This is a genomic window from Pseudomonas sp. RIT-PI-S (assembly GCF_025642975.1).
Lineage (GTDB): Bacteria > Pseudomonadota > Gammaproteobacteria > Pseudomonadales > Pseudomonadaceae > Aquipseudomonas.
On record NZ_JANZKJ010000005.1, the window covers coordinates 1 to 23,299 of the forward strand.

Consider the following 23,299-nt stretch of genomic DNA (forward strand, 5'->3'; position numbering starts at 1 on the left):
CAAGGCTCGGTTGTGGCTGCGTATTCCGGGGCAGGGGGGCAGGGCTGTCAAGTAAAAGGTGACGGTTAAATTTCCTCCGGCGGCGGTCGTTCCTGCTGGATATTTCGCTCGAAGGTGCCGCTGACGTGAACAACCTGCCCACTCGCCTTGGCATCGCTGCCCTCACCCTCCTGGCATTGCAGGGCGCCCAGGCGACGCCGCGGCTGGCCGCCGACATCCGCTGGACCGCCTACGGTGTGCCGCATATCCGCGCCGCCGACGAGCGCGGGCTGGGCTTCGGCATCGGCTATGCGTACGCCTGGGACAACGCCTGCCTGCTGCTGGAAGAAGCCTTGACGGCGCGGGGCGAGCGCTCGCGGTACTTTGGCGGGCAAGGGCAAACCTCGGCGCAGGTGAGCAACCTCGCCTCAGACCTGTTCTACACCTGGCTCAACCGGGCCGATGCGCTGGCCGCCTTCGACCAGGCACAGCCCAGCGTCATCAGCGATCGGCTGGAGGGCTATGTGGCCGGGTTCAACCGGTACCTCAACGAAGCGCCAGGTGCCTTGAGCTGTGCCGGCCAGCCTTGGGTGCGGCCGCTGCAACGCGCGGACCTGCTCAGCCTGGCGCGGCGCCTGTTGGTGGAAGGCGGCCTTGGCCAGTTCATCGACGCCGTTGCCGGCGCCGCGCCCCCCGGTGAGGCAGCCGCCGGGGTGACGATGGCTTCGGCTAGCGTGGCCGCGCGGGCCGAGCGGCTGCGCCTGGAGCGTGGCAGCAATGCGGTGGCTGTGGGCGACCAGCGCGCCGCGGGAGCACGCAGCCTGCTGCTGGCCAACCCGCATTTTCCCTGGAGCGGCGCGATGCGCTTCTACCAGCTGCACCTGACCATCCCCGGGCAACTGGACGTGATGGGCGCGGCCTTGCCCGGCTTGCCCTTGGTCAATATCGGTTTCAACCAGCACCTGGCGTGGACCCATACCGTAGACACCTCCAGCCATTTCACCCTGTACCGCCTCGCGCTGGACCCCGCCCGCCCGGACCACTACCTGGTGGACGGCCGCTCGGTGGCGCTGCGGCGGGAGCCGGTGAGCGTCAGTGTGAAGGGCGAGGATGGCCAGGTCCGCAGCTTGCTCCACACGCTGTACGTCTCCGAGTACGGGCCCCTGCTCAACTGGCCAGGGCGGTTGGGCTGGACCGGCACGCAAGCCTGGGCCATCCGCGATGCCAACCTGGAGAACACCCGAGTGCTGGGCCAGTGGGACGCCATCAACCGGGCCGACAGCACCGCTACGCTGCAGCGGGTGGTCAGCGCCCAGCAGGGCATCCCGTGGGTGAACACCTTGGCCGCGGACGACAACGGCCGGGTGCTGTACCTGAACCGTTCGGTGGTGCCAAACCTCAGCGATGAACAATTGCGGCGCTGTGGCTTGCCGCAGTTGATCGCCCAGGGCTTACCGGGGCTGCGCGGGGACCTCGCCGCCTGTGCCTGGCGCCAGGACCCCCGCGCCGCGCAGCCCGGCATTGTGCCGGCCGAGCAGCTGCCGGCGCTGGCCCGCCGGGACCTGGTGCAAAACAGCAATGACAGCGCCTGGCTGACCCAGCCGGCGCAGCCGTTGGAGGGCTATTCGCCGCTGGTCTCGCGCAGCGGCGGGCCGCTGGGTGCCCGCGCCCGCTTCGCCCTGGGCCAGCTGGAAGCCGCCCGGTCGATCGATGCGGACGCGTTGCGCAACCTGGTCACCGGCAACCGGGTGGCTAGCGCCGACTGGGTGCTGCCGGACCTGTTGGCGTTCTGTGCGCAGCAGGGCTCGGCTGCCGAGGCGGGGGTGAAAGACGCCTGCGCCGAACTGGCCGCCTGGGACCGTACCGCTAACCTCAGCGCCGGGCCGGGCTTGCAGGTGTTCGCAGGCTTCATGGCGCGGTTCGCCGACAACGCCAGCCTATGGCGCTACCCCTTCGACCCGGCCGACCCGCTGCACACACCGCGCGGTATCGACCTGGCCAACCCTGCGTCCGCTCAGCTGCTGCGGCAGTGGCTGGCGCAGAGCCTGGGCGAACGGATCGACGCCCCTTGGGGCCAGATCCAAGTGAGCGGGCAGGGCGCCGACGCGATTCCGGTTCCGGGCGCCGATGGGCACCTGGGTGTGTACAACGCCATCCAGAGCGTGCCGGAGGGTAGCCGCCGTCAGGTGATCTCCGGCAGCAGTTACCTGCAACTGGTGCGCTTCACCGCCCAAGGTCCCGAGGCCAGCGGGTTGCTGGCGTTTTCCCAGGCGAGCGAGCCGGCCTCGCCCCAGCATCAGGACCAGACCCGGTTGTTTTCCGCCGGGCACTGGCCAGCTTTGCCCTTCACCGAACGGCAAATCGCCGACGACCCGGCGCTGCGCCAGCTTCATATCGAGCAATGAGAGCCACCATGGAGTTCACGATGTTACGCAACGCCGCTGTTTTAGCCGCACTGGCCTTGGCCAGCACACACGCCCTGGGGGCCAGCTGTGAAGCCACGGTCGATGGCACCGACCTGATGACCTACAGTGTGCAAAGCCTGGACGTCAGCCGGGGCTGCGAGCGCTTCACCCTGCACTTGACCCATACCGGGACCATGCCCAAGACAGTGATGGGGCATAACTGGGTGCTGACCACCGCCGACGACCAGCCCGGGGTCGCCGAGGACGGTGCCCAGGCTGGCGCCGAGCACGATTACCTCAAGCCCGGGGATGCGCGGGTGATCGCACATACCCGCCTGATCGGCGGTGGCGAGGCCGACTCCACCACCTTCGAGCTCAGCCGCCTCGATCCCGCCCAGCGCTACGTGTTTTTCTGCACCTATCCAGGCCACCAGGTTTTGATGAAGGGCACGGTCGCGCTGGTGCCCTGATCCTCGGGAGGTTCCGGGGTCCAGCGCAAGCTCGGCTACAGTAAGGCCAGCTCCGGGTGGGGCAGATTCCGGGGCCTCGCCTAGCCCTACAGGGTCAGCCATCTACCTTGCCAAGGCTGGCGCCTACGGCGCGAAAGGGGGTGCCTGGTTCACTTCGATCAGCAGCGGCCGGTCACTCGGCGCATTTCCCAGGAGCTGGCTCAGGTGTGCATGGTCGCGGGCCTTTTCTGCCTGGCAGCCGAAGCCCCGGGCGATCGCGATGAAGTCTGGCGTATAGATGTCCACGCCCAGCGGGGTGATGTCGCGGCTCTCCATGTAGCGCTTGATCTCGCCGTAGCCCTGGTTGTTCCACAGCAGCACGACCACCCCCACCCCGGCTTCCACAGCGCTGGCCAACTCCGGCAGGGTGAACTGCAAGCCGCCGTCGCCGATCAGGCACACCACCGGCCGGGCCGGTTCAGCGAGTTTCGCGCCGATGGCCGCGGGCAGCCCGTAGCCCAGGGTGCCGTAGCCGGTGGAGGCGTTGAACCAGCGCCGCGGGCCGTCTAGCTCCACCAGGTGGTTGCCGCTGTAAACGGTTTGAGTGGAGTCGCCAACGAAGCGCGCCTGAGGCAGCGCCCTCAGGATGCAATCGAACAGCTGGCGATAGTGGCTCCAGCCTGCGAACTCTTGCGCCAACCGCGCCCGCGCCTGGGCGGCTCGCTGGGCGCCAGGGCTGTCGGCATTGGCCTCGCGCGGCGGCAACTCGTCGAGCAGCGCCCGCATGGCGAGGCGGGCATCGCCCTGGATGGCCAGCGTCGCCGGGTGATTACGGTTGAGCTGCTGGGGGTCGATATCCACGCGGATCAGTTCACCGGCGATGCGGAAATGGCCATCGAACACTACGTCATAGTCGGTTTCGCCCAGCTCGGTGCCAATGGCCAGCACCACGTCGGCCTCCAGCGCCAACTGGCGCACCGGCGGCAGCGACTGGTTGCTGCCCAGCAGCAGCGGGTGGTCGGGTGGTAGCAGCCCCTTGGCGTTGATGGTCAGCGCGGTGGGCGCATCCAGGGCCGTGGCCAGCGCCTGGGCTTCGGCCGCGGCCTCAACGCAGCCGCCGCCGAGCAACAGCAGCGGGCGCCGGGCCTGGCTTAGGCGGCGAGCGGCTGCTTGGAGCGGGCCCGGCGCCGGCGTGGGGCGTGGCGATATGACGCGCGGCAGCACCGGCAGGTGGCCGGCCGCGGCAGTGATCACGTCCAGCGGCAGCGCGATATGCACCGGGCGCGGCCGCTGGCTGTCGAACACGGCGAAGGCGCGGGCAAGCACCTCGGGCAGCTCATCCACGCTCATGAGGGTATGGCTGAAGGCACTGACCCCGGCAACCAACGCGCGCTGGTCTGGCAGCTCGTGCAAGTACCCGTTGCCCAGACCCAGCCGCGCGCGCTCATTCACGCTGGAGATCACCAGCATGGGAATCGAGTCGGCATAGGCCTGGCCCATGGCGGTGGCGATATTGGTCATGCCCGGCCCGGTGATGATGAAGCACACCCCAGGCTTGCCGCTGACCCGCGCATAGCCGTCAGCCATGAACCCGGCCCCTTGCTCGTGGCGTGGCGTCACATGGCGGATGCCGCTGTGGGGCAGGCCCCGGTACAACTCAACGGTGTGCACGCCGGGAATACCGAACACCGTGTCCACGCCCCAGGCGCGCAGTTGCTTGACGAGGAATTCACCGCAGGTAGTCATGGCAGTCCTTTATGGAAATTGTATTGAGCGTCGCGTTGCCCGTTCTACAGCGTCGTGGCCTGGGCGATCCCCACGGCCCTCCGTGGCGACAGCAGGCTGACCAGCACGAAACTGACCAAGCCAATGCCCAGGCTGTAGTAGATCGGCGTGTTGGCTTCCAGGCCATCCTTGAACATGAACACCAGCGCGGTGAGGCAACCCAGGGTCATGCTGCTGATTGCACCGGCGGTGCTGGCGCGCTTCCAGTAGATGGCCCCAAGCAAGGGGATGAGCATGCCGCCCACCAGCAGGTTATAGGCCAGGGTCAGGGCGCCGAGCACGTCGCTGACTACCATCGCGATGGCCAGCACCGCCAGGCCGGTCAGCAGGGTGAACAACCGCGCCAGCTTGAGGCTCGAGGGCTGGCCGTTGCGCAGCCTGGGCAGCAGGTCTTCGGTGATGGTGGTGGAAGCGGCGAGCAGGCCGGCGCTGGCGGTGGACATCATCGCCGCCAGGGCGGCAGCGATCACCAGGCCGCGGATGCCATCGGGCAAGGCGGCCTGAACGATGGCGGCGAACGCATTGTTGGCGTTAGGCAGCTCAGGCAGCAGAACTTTCGCGCACATGCCGATCAACGCCCCCACCAGGCCATAGAGCACGCAGTACACGCCGGCGATGGAGCCTGCGTATTTGGCCACCCCTTCGCTGCGGGCGGTGAATACCCGCTGCCAGATGTCCTGGCCGATCAAAATGCCGAAGAAGTAAATCAGGAAGTACGTGAGGATGGTGTCGTAGCCGATGGTGGTGAAGTTGAACGCCGTGGCCGGCAGCTTGGCCACCAGTTCATCCCAACCCCCCACCCGGTACAGGCAGATGGGCAACAGCACGAACATCAGCCCAACCGTCTTGATGATGAACTGCACGATGTCGGTGAGGGTCAGCGACCACATGCCGCCAATGGTGGAGTAGATCACCACCACGCCGCCGCCTAGCAGTACCGAGGCCAGGAACGGCAGGCCGAACAGCACTTGCATCACCGTGCCGATGGCCAGGGTGGACACCACGCCAATCATCAGCGCGTAGGCGAACATGATCACCGCGCTGGCCTGGCGCGCCATGGGGGTGTAGCGGCGCTCCAGCACTTGGGTGACGGTGAAGATGCGCAACTTGAGCAACGGTTTGGCGAGGAACAGGTTGAGCACGATGATGCCGGCGCCCAGCGCGGCGCACAGCCAGAAGCCAGAAATGCCGTGCACGTAGCCCAGGCGCACGGTGCCGACCGTGGACGCGCCCCCGAGCACCGTGGCGGCCATGGTGCCCATGTAGAACGCCGGCCCCAGGTTGCGGCCGGCGACCAGGAACTGCTCATGGTTCCTTGCCCGGCGCATGCCGTACCAACCGAGCAGCAGCATGCCGGCGCCATAGATGAATACCACGAAGATGTCCAAGGCCATTTTTAGCGCTCTCTTATTGTTTGTTTTATTCAGCTGGGTGTCTGTCGCTTACCGCTCAGCCCTGAGGCTGGGGTTCCGGCATGGGGGACAGGTGTTCATGGCAGGCCAGCCAGCCGCCGTTGGGAGCGGTTTGCCGAAACACGATGGTTTCCCGTTCCAGGCTTTCGATCTCTTGCCCGTTGAGCCTCAGGTGGGTGGCGACGTCGTGGGTGAAGATCGCCACATCCCCCTGTAGGCTTACCCTTGGGTTGCGTGACTGGCAGCCGAGCACTCGAAAACCTTCACGCTGCCAGCTGTCCCACAGCTGGCGGTAGGCGGCGCGGTTTTCCAGCACTTCAGGGGTGGTGTGAAAGACAAAGGTGGCGTCTTCGCTGAACGCGGCGAAGTAGGCGTCGGTTTGGTTGCCGGCGAACGCGGCCACGAGGGCTTCGGCGGCGGCCAGCACCTGGCGGTGGGTGCTGTCGGGAGGGGTGGGCTGGGTGCGGTCCATCGTGGGCATCGCCTTTTATTGTGCTTGTGATGCGCCGATTCTGGTCACCTCGCCCGGTGGGACCAATCCCGACGGGCAAATAATTACTTCATAAAACCCTGAAGTGATTGTGCCGCTAATTTAACGGCGTCGGGTTTCGTCTGGCCTGTAGCGCAACCCCACGTTTGGCCCTGCGTGATGGTTGCAACGAACCCAATTCGCAGGACCAGGAGGTTTCATGATCCAGCTCCACCCCAAGCCCGCCTTGCTGGGCATGCTCATGCTGACTGCCAGCTACCTCAGCGGATGCGCCGCGCTGAGCCAGGCACCGACGCCTGCTCTGGCGAACGCGCCGGCGCTGCGCCAGGACGGCTTCCAGGGATTGTACGAAGTGGTCGGGGACTTCTCCGCCGGCTCGTTGTTCGTGGCCTCCGCGCCCTCGTTCGAGCCCAAGACCGCGGGCTTTATCTACCGCCTTGATCCCCGCACGCTGCGGCCGGAACAGACCGTCCAGCTGGCGGACAAGCCCTTCGGCCTGGCCATGAACCACAAGACCCACACCCTTTACGCCGGCAATGCCTTCGACGGCGCCCTGACGGAGATCGACGCCAACACCGGCCTGGTCAAGCGAACCCTGGCCCTGGCAACCCCTGTTCGCGAAGAAGACGGCACCCTGAGCATGCCTCACGTGCGCAAGCTGGTGGTAGATGAGCAGCACAACCTGATCTTCGCCAGCAGCCCGGGGGAGAGCGGCAAGGTGTGGATCGTCGACGGCGAGCGGTTCGCCCTGCTGCACACGCTGGACACCGGCATGTGGACGGCCGGCATGGCCTACGACGCACAGGCCAACGTGCTGTACGCGGGGCAGGGCGGCAAAGACGAGCTGCTGGCCATCGACCCGGTGAGCGGCAAAGTGGTGCAGCGCTTCTCCACCGGCGAAACACCGGCCGATGATCCCAAGGCCTCCAAGCACTTCTTCATCAACCTCTCACTGGACAAGCCCGCCGGCAGGCTCTACATCACCGACGCCAACTCCGAGCAGGTGTTCGTGTTCGACCTGGCCAGCAAAACCTTCATCAAGCGCCTGCCTACCAATGGCAAAGGCCTGCTGGACGTGAAGGCGCTGCCGCTGACCCACCAGTTCGCGGTCACCTACCGTGGCAGCCGTCATGGCGAGCACAGCGGCCAGGGCGGGGTGATGGTGTTCGATGCCAACACCTATGCATTGGTCAAGCACGTGCCGCTGCCAGTGCACCCCAACAGCCTGGAGGCGTCCCCGGACAACAAGACCCTGTTCGTCACGGTGAAAGCGCCGGTGGACGAGCAACATGAGCTGTGGCGCACGAACGGCAGCGATGGGGTGGTGCGGATCGATCTGTAGAACTGTGCTGCGGACGATCCTGAGCTAAAGTTTGCGGTCCTTCTGCCGATTCAGGTGGGTTTATCCCTCCCAGAATCGCTACGAAGGACCGTTCATGCATTACCTCCCGAAGCCGACCCTGCTGGCCGCTGCCGCCGTTGCTGTCTCCTTGGCCGGCTGCGCCCTGCGTGGCAATGATGATACCGAGGCCAGGCGGGCTGCAGCCGAGCGGCAAGCACGGCAGCAGGCGATGGCGATGCGCGTGCTGGCCCAGCCGCGGCCGCTGGATACGGCATTGAAGATGGCGCCGAACGCCATGGCGCTGATCGACGTGCCCGCGCAAGGCGCCGAACCGGCCACCCAGGCGCGGCTATTCGCTAACTGCGATACGCAGACGTTGAGCATGGACTACCGCAGCGCGAGCGGCTGGACTGCAGTGTTTGCCGTGGCAGCACCTGCTCCCACGGCGCAAGCCACGGCCCGAGAGTTATGCCAGGCCGTTGGTAGTGGCGGCTGGCGGCACCTTCCAGGCGAAGACAAAGACGTATTGATGATCGACCCCAGCAGCCTGATCGTGAAAGGCGGTCAACGTTTGGCGTGGGTGGGCATCGACTACGAACGCATTCGGTTGAGCGAGGCTCAGGATAACGACTACAGCGGCCAGATCGAGCGTATCGCAGTGGACTGCTCCACCCGCCAAGCGAGTGCCCGGCAGGTTTATCGGATGGATGAGTCCAGCTTGCTGCCACCGCCCGCCCAGCCGCTTGGCAGCGCGCTGACTGCCGCGCAACGCGGCCGGCTGATCGATGCGCTGTGCGCAGCACCTGCAACCCTGGACCAGCTCGCCAAAGCCGTGGTGCGGCGCAAGTTGCCGCCCAATCTTGCGACGCCGCAGGTGCCGCCTGCGCTGTTGGCCCAGGTTGGTACGTTGCCGCAAGGGCAACCGATCGGCACGCTCAGCCACCTGCAGTTCAGCTCCAACGCGACCTTGCCTATCAGGCCTGATGTGAAAGTCACCGACAGCCCGCTGGACCTTTATCTGGAGAAGGGCCCCGGCCCTGGCCTGTGGCGGGTGCAAACGGCTGACGTATTGACCGGCGATCAGGTGAGCATTCGCTGGCGCGGGCTCATCGACCTCGCCACCGTGGCCAGGCAGGAGCCCGCTGGCAAGCTGGAGCAGGGGCGCAGCCCCGCAGGCGTCGAACTGATCGGCGACTGGCAAAACATCAAGGCTGGAAGCGATATCAGCTATATCGAGCGTTCCGCGGGCAGAGACGGCAAAGCCTTGGCAGACACCTTTGCCTGCAAGGTGGGTGACTCCGCCCCTGCCGCGCAAACCGTCGCCTCGCTGCAAGGCGCGGCGCGCAGGGTGGTGTGCCGCCAGAGCGCCGGGTTGGAAAAGACCCGCGCCTACCTGTACCTGGAGGCCTATGACCTCTTCGTGCAAACCGCGGATATTTCCATGCTGATCGTCAGGCTCAACACGCTCAAGGTGGCGCAATAAGCCGGCCGTTCATGGCGCGGGCCGCTAAGGCTGGGCAGGTGCCAGGGCGGGCAGAGCCTGGCGCCCAGGGTGCATACAGGGCCGGGTATCCCCGGGCGTTGCCCGGCCCCACAAACGCAGCCGCGCCCCGGCTGCTGGGGTGACCTGGTCGACTGAAGCATCGCGCTCGCGGCAGGATCGCGCTAAGGCTTTCGATCCTCGAGCCGATTTGAATGAGCCTTACACTTTCCATGAAACGCTACGAAGGACCGTTTATGTATTACCCCCGCGAAGCTGAGCGCGACAATCTCTATACGCGCGTCATTTTGCTGACCCTGGCGTGCATCGTGCTATTGGGCATCGCCGCCATGGCCAGGCGCGACGGTAGCCTTTACAGCGCGCTGCAACTGAGCGCCGTCGATGCTGCCGGCACCGTTACCCGTATCGAATGGCTGCCGCGAAACAGCCGGGCGGCGATCATCCAGTACCGCTATAGCGACAGCGCCGGCGAGGCGCATGAGGGCGAGTACGTGGATGCGTTCTACAGCGAAGATACCCAGTACACCCAAGGTGGGCCGGTCCAACTGGTGTATTCAGGTTGGTTTCCCTCGATGAGTAGCATCGCCGAACACGAGCATCGCCTGCGCCCTGGTTTCTACATCATGGCCGGCGGGGTGCTGACGGCACTGGTGCTGTTGGGCATTTGCGGGTACACCCTTGGCCGCATCGGGCGAATGACGGCTGAAGATGTGCGCTACTAACCTTTGGCTAAACTGCAGCGTCTACGGCTCTCAGGGCTAATGACAGCCTCGACGCGCCGTTGAATAAGGACATTTATCCCATGCTGTGTTCTCTGGTATCGAACGGTGTTGCGCTACACCGTGAGCAACCTGATGCTGTCGTTCCCTGGTGGAGCTTTACCAAGACGGTGTTGGCCGCCGCGGCCTTGTCCTTGGTGCGCGACGGCCTGATCGGCCTCGACGATCTGGTGGCGGAAGGCCCCTTCAGCTTGCGTCAGCTGCTCCAGCACCAGGCGGGCCTGGCGGATTACAGCGAGCTGGCCGACTACCCTGCCGCAGTGGCGGCGGGTGACGCGCCATGGGCGGCCGAGGCCATGTTGCAGCGGCTCGACGCCGCCCGGTTGCGTTATCGCCCCGGTACCCAATGGCGCTATTCCAATGTGGGCTATCTGTTCGTGGCCCAGTTGATCGAACGCCTGACTGGGCTTCCCCTCGAGCAGGCAGTTGAGCAGCGTGTCTTGGCGCCGTTGGCCGTGCCCGGCGTTTTCTTTGCGCGAAGCCGTGCAGACCTGGAGAACGTAAGCCGGGGCGTGGCGCCGGGTTATGACCCTGGCTGGGTCTACCATGGCTTGCTGGTCGGCCCGCTGTCCGGCGCGGCCCTGCTGCTGGATCGGTTGCTGGGCGGGCCGCTGCTGCCACCGGCGCTGCGCGAGGAAATGCAGCGGCCGCTTGTGCTCAGCGGCCCGATACCAGGCCGGCCCTGGGTGGCGCCCGGGTATGCCTTGGGCTTGATGGTGGGGGTGGCGGAAGGCGGCTTGACGCTGTGCGGGCACAGGGGGTGCGGGCCGGGCAGTACCGTGGCGATTTACCGAGCGACCCAGGGTGCCCATACGGCCAGCTGCGCAGTGTTTATCGACGGCGACGATCAGATCGGCGCGGAGGCGCACGCCCTGCGCCTGCTATCGGCCAGCCTGGCCAGCATTGGCTGAGCATGCGGTCGGCGGGGCGCGGCAGTCAGGCCAGCCGCGCCATGCTGAGGGCATCCACGTACACGCCGTCGCGCACGGCGTAGTCGCGCAGACGGCCTTCGGTCTCGAAGCCGAATTTGCGGTAAAGGGCGATGGCGGCTTCGTTGTCCGCGTACACCGTCAGTTCCACCCGGCGCAGTTTCATCCAATTGTCGGCGACGTCCAGCACGGCACCGATCAGCATCGACCCCACGCCCTTGCCTTGCCAGGCGCTGGCCACGCCCATGCCGACCGTACCCACATGCCGTTGGCGGATACGCGAATACTGTTCCAGGCCAATGTTGCCGATGACTTCGCCGCCGTGCACGGCGACCAGTTTCACGTTCCGGTCGGTGGCCGCAGCCAGGCGTTGGCGCCATACCTCGATGGGCTGGCAAGGCATCTGCAGCACCTGGCGGCACACCGCCGGTTCGTTATAAAGCGCGGTGATGCCTTCGAGATGGCGCTCGGCGAGGGGCTCGATGATGATCTGGGGGAGGGCGGCGCTCACTGTGTTTCGTCCTTTGAAATACCGGGGGCGAACCAGTGTAAGGGCGGTGCTAGGGGTTGGCTACCTGCCTGGCGTGGGGCCCTGGGCGCCGGGCTTGCCTGCGCTGGCGTTTTTCCGGCACCCGCGCCCAGGGGATCATAAGATTGAACCAAGGGCAAAATGCCAGGCTCCATTTTGCACTGCCGTTAAATCACAACATCGCGGAGTGCTTATGAACCTACGAGCGAATTTTGTCCCCTTCGCCCTCGCGGCCTTATTGGCCAGCATGACGGTCGCACAGAGCGCGGTGGCCGAGCCGAGCTACAGCCTGAAAAAGGTCGCCAGCTTCGACCATCAGGTCACGGGGGTAACGGCCAGCGAATCCGGCCGGCTGTTCGTGAACTTCCCACGCTGGACCGAAGACTCCGAGGTGTCCGTGGCCGAGCTGCTGCCCAACGGCGACCTCAAGACCTACCCCGACGCCAACTGGAACGCCTGGCGCAACGCCAAGCAGGACAGCCTCAGCGCGGGCGATCATTGGGTGTGCGTGCAGTCCGTGGTGGCGGACAAGAAGGGCAGCCTCTGGGTGATCGACGCCGGTGCGCCCGCGCAAGCCCAAGTGGTGGCCGGCGCGCCCAAGCTGGTGAAGATAGACCTGGCCAGCAACCGCGTGGCGAAGGTGTACCCGTTCGGGCTGGACGTGGCGCCGCAGGGCAGCTACCTGAACGACGTGCGTTTGAGCCCGGACGGCAAGTTCGCCTACATCACCGACTCCGGCACCAGCGGGGCCATCGTGGTGGTCAACCTGGAGACCGGCAAGGCCCGCCGGGCGCTGGACGGCGCGTCAAGCACGCAGTTCGAGAAAGGCGTGATGGTCAAGGCCGACGGCAAGCCGTTGCAGCGCCCCGATGGGCGAGGGGTGCAGTTCTCCGCGGACGGCATCGCGCTGTCACCCAACGGCGATACGCTGTATTGGCAAGCGGTGAAGGGCAACACCCTCTACAAGATCGGCACCGCGGATTTGCAATCCGCCGCATTGGGCGAGCTGCCTGGCAAGGTGCAGAAGGTGGGCGAGAACGGCCCGGCGGACGGCCTGTTGATCGACGACAAAGGCACGATGTACGTCAGCTCGGTGGAGGATCACGCCATCAAGGTTCGCCAAGGTGAGGACCTCAAGGTGCTGCTCCAGGACAAGGACATGCGCTGGCCGGACACCTTCACCCAAGGCCCGGATGGCACCGTTTATGTGACCGATTCGCGCATCCCGGACATGAACTTCTACGATCCCAAACAGGGCCCGGCGCTGAAGACCACGCTGTACAAGATCGAGGTCAAAGACTGATCGTCGCTCCTGAGCGACCTTCCAAGGTGCCGATCGGTTTTTCCATCAGCCGCAGCCTTAGGGCCGGTTGATCGCGGCGAGGCCCGATGTCTACCCAGCCGTGACGCAGGTAGAACATCCGGGCCCGGGGGTTGGTTTCGCTCACTGATAATCGCAGCCGCGTACAGCCGGCTCGCCACAGGAAGCCTGCGGCATGGGCTTCCAGCAGCGGCCCAGCGCCTTTTGAACGCCATTCTGGCACCACGTAAAACAGGTGGATGTAGCCAATGGTTGCATCGCCCTCGTGCCGTGACATCTCCACCTGCCCCACGATGCAGTCCGCTCTCCACGCGTGCACGACGCTGCCGGGCAATTCGCTTTCCCGCCTGTGCAGCAGCTGCAGGTAGCGGTGAGCGTCCTCGGCGCTTATCCCTGGGCGCGCGGAGCCAAAGGCGCAACGCAGCATGTCCTCCCGGAAGCGAACGCACAGCCCGCCATGCCTATTAAGGTCGACCGGCCGGAAGTCCAGGCAGTGGGCACGCATGCCTTGGTTCACGGGGTACTCAATCCAGGTCGCTGGCCTGGTGCCGTTCCGCCAGCTGCTCGGCTTCATCGCCCCAGGTGCGATTCACCCGCCTGCCGCGCTTGACCGCGGGGCGTTCGGCGATGGTGTTGGCCCAGCGAACCACGTTCGTGTACTCGTGAACGGAGAGGAATTCCCCTGCCGAATAAAGGTTGCCGCGCACCAGCTCGCCATACCACGGCCATACCGCGATGTCGGCGATGCTGTAGCTGCTGCCGGCCAGCCAGTGCTGTTCGCCGAGGCGGCGGTTGAGCACGTCCAGTTGCCGCTTGGCTTCCATGGCGAAGCGGTCGATGGGGTATTGGAGCTTCTCTGGCGCATAGGCATAGAAGTGCCCAAAGCCGCCGCCCAGGTACGGTGCCGCGCCCATTTGCCAAAACAGCCAGTTGAGTGTTTCGGTGCGCCCGGCTGCGTCTGCGGGCAGGAAGGCGCCGAACTTTTCCGCCAGGTAGAGCAGGATAGAGCCGGACTCGAACACCCGGATCGGGGTGGCTGCGCTGCGGTCCAGCAGCGCCGGGATCTTCGAGTTGGGATTGACCTCCACGAAACCGCTGGAGAATTGATCGCCGTCTGAAATGCGGATGGGCCAGGCGTCGTATTCGGCCTCCTTGCCTAGCGCCAGCAGCTCTTCGAGCAGGATGGTGACCTTCACCCCGTTGGGTGTGGCCAGTGAATAGAGCTGCAGCGGCTGCTTGCCCACCGGCAATGCTTTTTCATGGGTAGCGCCGGCAACGGGGCGGTTGATCCCGGCGAAATGCCCGCCGGACGGCGCCAGGTGCTGCCAGACCTTGGGCGGAACGTATGCTGCGTCACTCATTGCAAAGCCCTCGATAGTTCGACCGATCCAGTGTAGCCCCGCGCTGCGCCTATGCCTGCGCACCGCCGAGTTCATGCTTGAGAAAATCCAGGAAGGCGCGGGTTTTCATGGGCACGCGGCGGGCAGTGGGGTACACCGCGTTGATCGAGATCGGCGGTGCCTGCCACTCGCACATCACCGCGATCAGGCCGCCGTTGGCGAGTGCCTTTTCCACGATGAACGTCGGCAGCAGGGCAATGCCCATGCCGGCTTCGGCCGCCTGGGCGAGCAGGTCGCCATTGTTGGCGTGCAGCGGGCCGGTCACGTGGACGTTCTGGGTTTCCCGGCCGTTGCTCAATTGCAAGGTCGCGCCGCTTTGCAGGTAGCCGTAGTTGAGGAAGGCATGCTGGGCCAGGTCCCGGGGGTGTTGGGGGTGGCCGGCGCGCTCCAGGTAGGAAGGGGCAGCGACCAGTACGCGAGGCGCGGGGGCCAGTTGCCGGGCAACCAGGGAGGAGTCAGCGAGGCTGGCAATGCGGATGGTCACATCGAAGCCGCCTTTGATCGGGTCCACCTGCTGGTCGCTGAACACCAGTTGTAATTCCAGCCTGGGGTGCAGGCTGTGGAATTTGGGCAGCAGCGGCCCCAGTTGGCTCAGGCCGAAGGACATGGGCGCATTCACCCGTAGCACCCCCTGGACCTCCGCCAGGCCGCTCCGCGCCCGCTGCTCGGCTTCGTCCAGAGAGGCCAGCAGTTCGCGGCAGGCTTCGTAGTACTCGGTGCCGGCTTCGGTCAGGTGCAGGCTGCGAGTAGTGCGCAACAGCAACTGCACGCCGAGGCTTTCTTCCAACGCCTGAATCTGTTTGCTCACCTTCGAACGCGGTACTCGCATGGCGCGCGCGGCGGCGGCAAAGCCGTTGGCATCCACGGTAGCGACGAAGGCGCGCATGCAGTCGATCCGGTCCATTCGCAATTGTCCCTTTTCTAGAATCAATAAGTCTCGATTCTAGGTAATTGTTGCATTGATTGGCTAGCCCTACAGTACACCCATGCCGCGGCGAACACAGACAACCGCCCAGCAGACCTGCTTTCACACCCACTCAAAAGGAAATGAACCATGTCCAACCGCGAACTGCTCAATCCTGCGAACTCCGCGCTGATCCTGATCGACCATCAGCCTCAGATGGCCTTCGGCGTGCAGTCGATCGACCGCCAGACCCTCAAGAACAATGTTGTGGGCCTGGCCAAGGCGGCCAAGCTGTTCAACGTGCCGACCCTGCTGACGTCTGTGGAAACCGAAAGCTTCAGTGGCTACATCTGGCCGGAATTGCTTGGCGTGTTCCCAACCCAGCGGCCGATCGAACGGACCTCCATGAACTCCTGGGAAGACGCCAAGCTGGTAGAAGCCGTCAAGGCCACGGGGCGCAAGAAGCTGATTATCGCGGCGCTGTGGACAGAGGTGTGCTTGACTTTCCCGGCGCTGGAAGCCCTCGCCGAGGGTTATGAGGTGTACATCGTCACCGATGCTTCCGGCGGCACCACCAAGGAAGCCCATGACATGTCGGTGCTGCGCATGGTGCAAGCGGGCGCGATCCCGGTGACCTGGCAGCAGGTGTTGCTTGAGTACCAACGTGACTGGGCCCACAAAGACACCTACGAAGCGGTGATGAAACTGGTGCTGGAGCACAGCGGCGCTTACGGGATGGGCGTGGATTACGCCTACACCATGGTGCACAAGGCGCCGCAACGCACTTTGGGCTGAGTGTTCAAAGCCTGCCTTTCACGTCTGCCATATACCCTTGCCACGGGCATCTAAAGCGATGCCCCCTTGAATGAGATGACGGAACATGACCTCCTTGCGCAAAACCCTGACCGCTACGCTGCTTGCCCTGTCCGTTGGCAGCGCCTTCGCCGACACCGACGCTGCCGCCGAGCACCGCACCCAGGCCTTCCTCAACGCCCTCAACAGCGGCGGCGGCAAGCCGCTGGAACAACTCTCGCCCAAAGACGCCCGGGCGGTGCTCACCGGGGCACAGAACTCGGTAAAAGTTAACCTTGGCGGCACTGAAGTGAGCGAGCAACGCATCGAGCCCGACGGCCAACCGATCAAGCTGACGGTAGTGCGCCCGGCCGGCGTGAAAGGCCAACTGCCGGTGTTCATGTTCTTCCATGGCGGCGGCTGGGTGCTGGGCGACTACCCCACCCATGCACGGTTGATCCACGACCTGGTAGTGAGTTCCGGCGCGGTGGCGGTGTATGTGGACTACACGCCGTCCCCTGAAGCGCATTACCCCACGGCGATCAACCAGGCCTACGCGGCCACTCGCTGGGTAGCCGAGCATGGCAAGAGCATCGGCGTGGACGGCACCCGCCTGGCCGTGGCTGGTAACAGTGTTGGCGGCAACATGGCGGCGGTGGTCAGCCTGATGGCGAAAGAGAAAGGCACGCCACGGCTGCGCTTCCAGGCCCTGCTGTGGCCAGTGACCGATGCCAGCTTCGACACCGCCTCCTATCAGCAGTACGCGGAAGGGCACTTCTTGACCCGCAACATGATGAAGTGGTTCTGGGACAACTACACCACCGACGCCGCCCAGCGCGCCGACATCCACGCCTCGCCGCTGCGCGCCACGACCGAGCAGCTGCAGGGCCTGCCGCCGGCGCTGGTGCAGACCGCCGCCCTCGACGTGCTGCGTGACGAAGGCGAGGCCTATGCCCGCAAGCTGGACGCCGCCGGCGTATCGGTGACCGCTGTGCGCTACAACGGCATGATCCATGACTACGGCCTGCTCAACCCACTGAGCGACGTGCCGGAAGTCCAGGCTGCGCTGCGCCAGGCAGCGGGGGAGCTCAAGGCTCATCTCAACTAAGACGTGTGCCGGTAATGAAGCCGCCGCCAGCCTGTGCTGGCGGCGGTTTTGCCGTTGCGCCACAGCGATAAAAGCTTACGCTGCGGCGCACCACGTGTTAGTAGTTGTTGCATTGACCCCAGGCAACCCTGGTTCCCTGCCACCCGCGCTAAGGCGGAGTTCTGCCATGACGAACGAGCCCTACCAACCCAACCCCGACCTGCTGGCCTTCGCCAAGCAAGGCCGCAACAGCTACCGTTCGATGATATCCAAGGCGGGCACCCCGGACCCGGTGGCGGACGTGTTCGATATAGAGATCGCGGCCAACGATCCGGAGCGGACCTTGCAAGCACGGGTGTATGTGCCACTCCCGGCCGCCGAGGGGCAGCCGTTGCCGGTGGTGTTGTTCATGCACGGCGGCGGGTTCATCGCCGGCGACCTGGACACCCACGATGTGATGATCCGTGCCTTGGCCAATCGCAGCGGCGCGCTGGTGGTGTCGCTGAACTATCGCCTGGCCCCGGAGGCGCCGTTCCCGGCCGGCCTGGACGATACCTTCACTGCCTTGGAATGGCTGGCCAGCTACGCCGGGCAATTGGGCGGTGACCCGCAGCGCATCACGGTCTGTGGCGACAGCGCGGGCGGCAACCTGGCCGCGGCCGCCTGCCTGCGAGCCCGTGAACGCGGCGGGCCGCGCATCGCAGGCCAGGTGTTGTTCTATGCCAATGTCGACGGCAACGGCGAAACCCAGTCGTGGCAGGCACTGGCCGACACGTACTTTCCCACCCGCGACGCCATGGCGCTGACCTTCAACTGCTACGTACCCGGGAGCCCTGAGCGCCGCCGGGACCCTTTAGTCGCACCGCTGCGCGCGCAGTTGCATGCGCTGCCGCCGGCGCTGGTGATCACCGCGGCGCTGGACCCGCTCAAGGACGAGGGCCTGGCGTATGCCGAAAAACTGCGTCAAGCCGGTGTCGACGCGCAGTACACGCTGTACCCGGACGTGGAGCATGGTTTCGTTCAGTTCTTCAAGGAGCCGCGCAACCAGGCCATGGGCGAGCGGGCCCTGGACGAGGCCGCGGCGTTTATCCAGGGCCTGGGCACGTAGCGCCCGGTTGAATGGTGCTCAAACCCCGGGATATACCGCCCCCCGAGAAGCGGCCATGCTCCGCTAGCCTACTTGCTCGAGAGAAGCGGGCGCCGCATAGAAGCATGCCGTGAAGGTTGTCCCCTCGGCCTCGCTGGAGTCGACCGTTACACGGCCGCCGTGTGCCTCGACCACCTCGCGCACGATAAACAGCCCCAGGCCCACGCTGCGCCGGTCGCCGCCGGTGATGCCGCGCACCATCGGCTCGAACAGCCGGTCGCGGATGTTTTCCGGGATCGGCCGCCCAGTGTTGTGGACCGAAAGGCTGGCGCGGGTGCCCTCGATCCTGGAGGTGACAGTGATGGCCTGGCCGGGCTCGCCATAGGCGATGCTGTTGGCGATCAGGTTGGCGGCCACCTGCTGCGCACGGTCGCTGTCCAGCGGGGCCAGGCCACTGCCGTGCGCGTGATGGCGCAACACAGCGGCGGGGAACGCCACCTGTATCTCCTCCACGCAGCGGCCGATCACCGTATGCAGGTCCGTAGGCTCGGGGACGATACGAATGCCCCGGCCGACCCGCACGAGGGTGAAGTCCAGCAGGTCGCGGATCATTCGCTCGGCGCGCTGCGCCGAATGCCTGATGTGCCCCAGTATCCGAGACTCCTTGGCGTCCCGGTTGCCCCGGCCAAGCACCTCGCTGGCCAGCCCGATGGCGGTCAGCGGCGTTTTCAGGTCGTGGCTGACGATGGCGACCATTTGCTCGGCGAACGAGGCCCGATCCTTGGCGGCTTCGTAGTCCAAGCTCAGCTTGCGCTGGGCGTCGAGCAAGGCCGCCTCGGCGGCGGTCTTTTCCCGCAGCGCCGCTTCGGCCAACTTGCGCGAGGCAAGAATTTCGCGTTCGTAGCGGTCCCGGTCAGCGGTGCCGAACACCGCCAATTGATGGAAGAAAGCCCCGCCTTGCTCGCAGCGAACGCCATTGATCAGCACCGCTACGGTTTGCCTGTGTTGGCCAAGCAACTCCAGCTTCACCTCTCGCACCGAACCTTGCATGCGCATCAAGGGCAGCCAGTGCGTTTGATGAAAAATGCGCCCGCCCATGGTGAGCAGGTCCTGGAAGCGCCGGCCGGCCAGCTCGTGCTGCTGGTAACCCAGCCAGGCGCAGAAGGTGGCGTTGGCACGGAGGATCAGCCCGTCCTCGGAGGTGACCAGCAGGCCGCAGGCGGCGCTCTCGAACAATATTTCGGCACCAAGCGGTGCCTGGCCAACGGTCATCTCACGCAAACGCCCATGTGGAGAAAAACGTGCTCATGGCGGCCGCGCAGGGGCTAGGTGCACTGAGGTGAGGGCAGTGCCCCACATTGTCGATGATGCACAACGTGCTGTTGGGCATTGCCTGGTTCAGGTACTCGCCAACGGCGGTGGGGGCGATGATGTCGTCTGTGGACTGAAGAATCAGCGCGGGGGTGGCAAGGCCCTCGACGTCCCTACGGTTATCGGAAAGGAAGGTCACCCTGGCAAACTGGCGGGCGATCTCAGGGTCGGTCTGGCAAAAGCTATTGGTCAGCTCTTCGCCGAGCGCAGGTTGCCCAGGCGCCCCCATGATCACCGGGGCCATGTTGCTCGACCAGCCCAGGTAGTTGCTTTCCAGGGTTTCGAGCAGCGAAGCGATGTCCTGCGGTTCGAACCCGCCGACGTAACCGGCACTGTTCATGTAGCAAGGCGAGGGCCCCACCATCACGTGGCCGGCGATCTGCCCGGGCCGACGCCGGTCGGCGAGCACGCCGATCATGGCGCTGACCGAGTGGCCCACGAAAACCACCGGGCCCTGGCCGTAGTGTTCGATCAGTTCGTTGACGTCCTCGGCATAGCCGGCGAGCTGATCATATTTAACCGGGTCGTACGCCGTGAGGTCTGACTTGCCCGCCCCGACCAGGTCATAGGAAACAGTGCGGAACCGCTCGCTGAAGGCGGGGACCAGATGGCGCCACATGGTCTGGTCACAACCAAAACCATGGGAGAACACCAGGGTCGCGGGCCCGTCGCCAGTGACGCGTACATTGTTGCGGCGTTGCAGATCCATGATCACTCCTCCGTGGGTGCGGCGGAGTCTGGCCCGTTGCGCTGGCTTAAACAAGCAGGAGCCGCCAAACGCGCGGCCCGGCGTGCCCGGCGCCACCTAAAAAGGAATGACGAGCCGCACGGCAGTGATCTGCTCGCTGAAATCGCTACGACGTTGCACTTCGTGATTCACCGACAGTTCGGTGCCGTTCTGCCAGCGGGATACTAGCCCCAGCCCACTGTTGAGCAGCCAGGGCTGGCTGGCCTCGCCGCGTACGCTGAAGCGCTCGCCGGGTGCGGCGGCGTAGGCCGCCGAGGTCGATGGGTTTTCGTTGAGCAGGTCATAGCCCACCCCGAGGTCCAGGCGCAGCCGGGTCAATGGCGTGAGCGCATGCTCGAGCGCGCCGTCGAGGCCGGCGACCAGTTGGTTGCTGTCACGTTCGGCCACGCTCAGCAGCAAAGGCTGCACGCTGGCAGGGCCGCGCTCTTTATAGGCACCTTCATGTACGTGGTTGTACTCCAGCCGCGCCGAGGGCATGAATCGCGTGCCCTCACCAAGGGCAATCACCTGGCCGATGCTGCTGCCGACGGTGGCGATCAGGCTGTTGTAATCGGCGTTGACCGCGCCGCCACTGCCCGAGAGTTCCAGGTCGCGCCGTGCGCTTATGCGGTTGTTGCCGGCGCCGGCATACAGCCGCGCGTCGGTGTGGTCATCCAAGGGGTGGCTGCCGTAGGCCATGAATTGCCACAGGTCCAGGCGTGACCCTTGGGCGGTGGTGCCTCCAGCCGAGGCGCTGCCCTCACTGTAGGCGAAGGCCATGCCTACCCGATTGCCGCTGGCGAGGCGGGTATCCATGCCGATGACGGTGCCCGCTGCGTTCTCGCTTGCCTCTGGGCGAGCGCCGCCATAGCTGAAGGACTGCGCCCACAAAGGCGAGCCCGGCTGCCCCGGCCCGCCCAGCGCCGTCGTGGTGGCCAGGTGCTGGTTGACCACGCGGTTGATCGACGTTAGCGCCGTCTGGCTGGCCCGCAGCGCCTGGTTGCCCATCGGCAGCGTTGCGGCCACGGCGCCGGCCACCTGAGCCTCACTGGTGGCCGTGGCGAAATAAGGGGCCAGCGCGCTGGCACTGCCTTTGGCCAACTCCCGGTCGACAACCTGTGCGGCGTGGGCGGCCTGGCCGAGCCCAGCGGCGGTGACGGCGCTTTGCACGCCCGTGGGGGAGCGGGCGGCGAGCAGCAGGTCCAGGGTGTTGCCATCCTTCACGGCGCTGAAAGCGAACAAGGTCGAGTTGCTGCTGACGTTGAAGGTGCCGTCCGACACCAGCGTGCCCGCGCTGAGCACGTTCTGCAGCCGGCCCACATCCAGGGGCTGGCCGGCGGCGGCCACGTCCACCTCGATGCGCGCCTGCGAGGGCAGGGAAGCAGTGCCGGTGACGACCACCTGGCCATACCGGCTGGAATCGGCCACTTCGGTGCGCAACACGCCGCCACTGGCCTGGACGAAATCTCCGTCGATGATCGAATGCTCTCCAAATGCCGTACTGGGTGCGCCTAGAACCAGCCTCCCCTGGTTGGCCAGCGATTTGACCTGCAGCTGGTCGCCGGGTAGCAGCTGATAGGTCGCGCCTGTGTCGATGAAGAAGGGGGTCGCTGGCGCCTGGACCAAGCCAGCGAACCGGGCCCGGTTGCCTGTAATGTGCACATCGCCGACCGCTGCATCGGCATCGATCACCAGGGCCCGCTGGTCGCCCTCGATGATCCCGCTGTTGACCAGGTGGCCGATCACTGCGCCGGTACCGATATACAAACCGGTGGCAGAGCCGCTGATATAGCCGGAGTTCACCAGCTCTGGCGTTTGCGCATTGATGACGGCGCCGGTGCCGCCGCCCAAGCCGCCGACGATGGAGCCGCTGTTGAAGATGCCCCCACCGATGGCGCCATCGATGCCGAAGGCGCCAATACCGCTGTACATCGCCCCTTTATTGATGAGGCTGCCCTGGATGTCTGCCGTGATGTCTGCGCCGGAACCACCGTAGATGCCGCCGGTATTGATCAGGTTGCCGCCGATATGGGCATCTGTAATGACGGCGAAGTCCGAGCCATCGATCACGCCGGTGTTGATGAAGTCCCGGCCGATGCTCGTTCGGCTCAACGAAAAGGTGCTGCTGACCACGCCGCTGTTGATGAAGTCCTGGCCGATCGTGCTGTTGGAGATGAACAGCGCGCCGCCACCGGTGATGGTGCCGCTGTTGTTGAATGAGCCGGCGATGGCGGTGTTTTCGATCGACATCCCAACGTAGTGGCCGTTGATTTCACCGCTGTTCTTCACGTCTCCCCCGACCTGGTCCGCGCGCAGCACCACGGCCGAATAAGCCGAGTTGGCGGTGATCGTGCCGGCATTGTTGACATTGCCTTTGACTGTACTGTGGTCGATCTGCACGGCGGCGGAATCCCCTTGCGGCCGGCCGGTCACCAGCACCTCGCCTGCATTGGCAAATGCTCCCAGGGTGCCATTGGCCACGCGCACCGCGCCTTGCTCGCCGCTGAGCAGGGCGCCCGCCGTGTTCAGCAGCTTGCCGGCCAAGGTGGCATCGGTGATGTCTACGCCGTAGGCCCCGGCGAGGTGGCCGCTGCTGAGCACCTGCCGGGCCGTGGCCCCAGGGCTTACGGCAACGGCGGCCGCGCCAGTGACGGCCAGCTCACCGCCTTGAGTCACCTGCAACTGCTCGCCCGTGCCCAATACGCAAGGCCCGCTGGCGACGCCAGCGAGCACGGTGGTGCGCCGCTCGCAGCTGTCGGCGCGAGCGCTCTCGGAGGGCAGGGCAAGAATGGCGAACATCACCGCGAGGCTGAGCCCGCAGAGGGGTGGGAGCGGGGTGGTAGGGGTGCGTGTTTTGGCCGACTGCCAGCGCTGACCAGGGCGGAAGTTATCCATGGAGGAACCCTGTGTCCGGTGTATGAGCACTTGGGTATAGCCCGCTGGTACGGGAAGTCAACGCTGCGCGAAATTGCGCGGCTGAAGAATAAAGGTGGCTATTGACTACATTGTT

Annotated in this window: 20 protein-coding genes; 10 read left to right on the plus strand and 10 right to left on the minus strand. The window is 65.4% G+C overall.

Annotated features, from left to right (window positions below; translation table 11 throughout):
• The first annotated feature begins 125 nt into the window (after positions 1-125).
• On the plus strand, positions 126-2,384 hold the full coding sequence (locus tag OGL93_RS09260; RefSeq protein ID WP_346659638.1) for a penicillin acylase family protein: 2,259 nt from the start codon (positions 126-128) through the stop codon (positions 2,382-2,384).
• Positions 2,385-2,404: 20 nt separating this feature from the next.
• Positions 2,405-2,854: an azurin gene (gene azu, locus OGL93_RS09265; protein WP_263262341.1), complete on the plus strand. Its 450-nt coding sequence runs from the start codon at positions 2,405-2,407 to the stop codon at positions 2,852-2,854.
• 123 nt (positions 2,855-2,977) lie between these two features.
• Here azu and OGL93_RS09270 read toward each other — a convergent pair whose 3' ends face one another.
• From OGL93_RS09270 to OGL93_RS09280, 3 genes are read right to left on the minus strand one after another with little or no spacing between them, the layout of a single operon-like run.
• Entirely contained in the window at positions 2,978-4,579 is a 1,602-nt protein-coding gene (locus tag OGL93_RS09270) for a 5-guanidino-2-oxopentanoate decarboxylase (RefSeq protein ID WP_263262342.1), read from the minus strand.
• A gap of 44 nt (positions 4,580-4,623) precedes the next feature.
• A complete protein-coding gene (locus OGL93_RS09275; protein ID WP_263262343.1) occupies positions 4,624-6,012 on the minus strand; it encodes a sodium:solute symporter in 1,389 nt (462 codons plus the stop codon).
• Between the two features lie 55 nt (positions 6,013-6,067).
• The gene (locus tag OGL93_RS09280; protein ID WP_263262344.1) at positions 6,068-6,502 is read right to left on the minus strand and encodes a nuclear transport factor 2 family protein; all 435 of its coding nucleotides are present in this window, start codon (positions 6,500-6,502) and stop codon (positions 6,068-6,070) included.
• 217 nt (positions 6,503-6,719) lie between these two features.
• Between OGL93_RS09280 and OGL93_RS09285 the strand changes: the two genes are divergently transcribed.
• The 4 genes from OGL93_RS09285 to OGL93_RS09300 all read left to right on the plus strand — a co-directional run bounded on the left by OGL93_RS09285 (position 6,720) and on the right by OGL93_RS09300 (position 11,053).
• The gene (locus OGL93_RS09285; protein WP_263262345.1) at positions 6,720-7,862 is read left to right on the plus strand and encodes a YncE family protein; all 1,143 of its coding nucleotides are present in this window, start codon (positions 6,720-6,722) and stop codon (positions 7,860-7,862) included.
• A 94-nt stretch (positions 7,863-7,956) separates the two neighbouring features.
• Positions 7,957-9,345, plus strand: a complete 1,389-nt coding sequence (locus tag OGL93_RS09290) for a hypothetical protein (RefSeq protein WP_263262346.1) — start codon at positions 7,957-7,959, stop codon at positions 9,343-9,345.
• Positions 9,346-9,599: 254 nt separating this feature from the next.
• Positions 9,600-10,085, plus strand: coding sequence for a DUF3592 domain-containing protein (locus OGL93_RS09295; RefSeq protein WP_263262347.1), 486 nt, complete (start codon positions 9,600-9,602; stop codon positions 10,083-10,085).
• An 80-nt stretch (positions 10,086-10,165) separates the two neighbouring features.
• Complete coding sequence (locus OGL93_RS09300) at positions 10,166-11,053, plus strand: serine hydrolase domain-containing protein (RefSeq protein ID WP_263262348.1); 888 nt, start codon at positions 10,166-10,168, stop codon at positions 11,051-11,053.
• A gap of 25 nt (positions 11,054-11,078) precedes the next feature.
• Here the strand turns inward: OGL93_RS09300 and OGL93_RS09305 are convergent, their stop codons facing one another.
• A complete protein-coding gene (locus tag OGL93_RS09305) occupies positions 11,079-11,582 on the minus strand; it encodes a GNAT family N-acetyltransferase (protein ID WP_263262349.1) in 504 nt (167 codons plus the stop codon).
• Positions 11,583-11,793: 211 nt separating this feature from the next.
• Here OGL93_RS09305 and OGL93_RS09310 point away from each other — a divergent pair, with 211 nt between their 5' ends.
• Positions 11,794-12,903, plus strand: a complete 1,110-nt coding sequence (locus tag OGL93_RS09310; RefSeq protein WP_263262350.1) for a major royal jelly family protein — start codon at positions 11,794-11,796, stop codon at positions 12,901-12,903.
• Here OGL93_RS09310 and OGL93_RS09315 read toward each other — a convergent pair.
• From OGL93_RS09315 to OGL93_RS09325, 3 genes are read right to left on the minus strand one after another with little or no spacing between them, the layout of a single operon-like run.
• Complete coding sequence (locus tag OGL93_RS09315; RefSeq protein WP_263262351.1) at positions 12,893-13,438, minus strand: GNAT family N-acetyltransferase; 546 nt, start codon at positions 13,436-13,438, stop codon at positions 12,893-12,895. The two genes, OGL93_RS09310 and OGL93_RS09315, sit on opposite strands and share 11 nt — an antisense overlap.
• A gap of 7 nt (positions 13,439-13,445) precedes the next feature.
• Positions 13,446-14,282, minus strand: coding sequence for a glutathione-dependent disulfide-bond oxidoreductase (gene yghU, locus OGL93_RS09320; protein ID WP_263262352.1), 837 nt, complete (start codon positions 14,280-14,282; stop codon positions 13,446-13,448).
• 49 nt (positions 14,283-14,331) lie between these two features.
• Complete coding sequence (locus OGL93_RS09325; protein ID WP_263262353.1) at positions 14,332-15,225, minus strand: LysR family transcriptional regulator; 894 nt, start codon at positions 15,223-15,225, stop codon at positions 14,332-14,334.
• Positions 15,226-15,375: 150 nt separating this feature from the next.
• On the opposite strand from OGL93_RS09325, the gene OGL93_RS09330 reads away from it, so the two are divergent.
• The 3 genes from OGL93_RS09330 (at position 15,376) to OGL93_RS09340 (ending at position 18,212) form a co-directional block, all read left to right on the plus strand.
• Complete coding sequence (locus OGL93_RS09330; RefSeq protein ID WP_263262354.1) at positions 15,376-16,020, plus strand: hydrolase; 645 nt, start codon at positions 15,376-15,378, stop codon at positions 16,018-16,020.
• An 85-nt stretch (positions 16,021-16,105) separates the two neighbouring features.
• A complete protein-coding gene (locus OGL93_RS09335; RefSeq protein WP_263262355.1) occupies positions 16,106-17,125 on the plus strand; it encodes an alpha/beta hydrolase in 1,020 nt (339 codons plus the stop codon).
• A 166-nt stretch (positions 17,126-17,291) separates the two neighbouring features.
• On the plus strand, positions 17,292-18,212 hold the full coding sequence (locus OGL93_RS09340) for an alpha/beta hydrolase (RefSeq protein ID WP_263262356.1): 921 nt from the start codon (positions 17,292-17,294) through the stop codon (positions 18,210-18,212).
• Between the two features lie 63 nt (positions 18,213-18,275).
• Here OGL93_RS09340 and OGL93_RS09345 read toward each other — a convergent pair whose 3' ends face one another.
• The 3 genes from OGL93_RS09345 to OGL93_RS09355 all read right to left on the minus strand — a co-directional run bounded on the left by OGL93_RS09345 (position 18,276) and on the right by OGL93_RS09355 (position 23,184).
• Positions 18,276-19,463, minus strand: coding sequence for a PAS domain-containing sensor histidine kinase (locus OGL93_RS09345; RefSeq protein ID WP_263262357.1), 1,188 nt, complete (start codon positions 19,461-19,463; stop codon positions 18,276-18,278).
• A 1-nt stretch (position 19,464) separates the two neighbouring features.
• The gene (locus OGL93_RS09350) at positions 19,465-20,271 is read right to left on the minus strand and encodes an alpha/beta hydrolase (protein ID WP_263262358.1); all 807 of its coding nucleotides are present in this window, start codon (positions 20,269-20,271) and stop codon (positions 19,465-19,467) included.
• A gap of 96 nt (positions 20,272-20,367) precedes the next feature.
• Positions 20,368-23,184 (minus strand): autotransporter outer membrane beta-barrel domain-containing protein, encoded by a 2,817-nt coding sequence (locus OGL93_RS09355; protein ID WP_263262359.1) that lies wholly within the window; start codon positions 23,182-23,184, stop codon positions 20,368-20,370.
• Positions 23,185-23,299 lie beyond the last annotated feature (115 nt).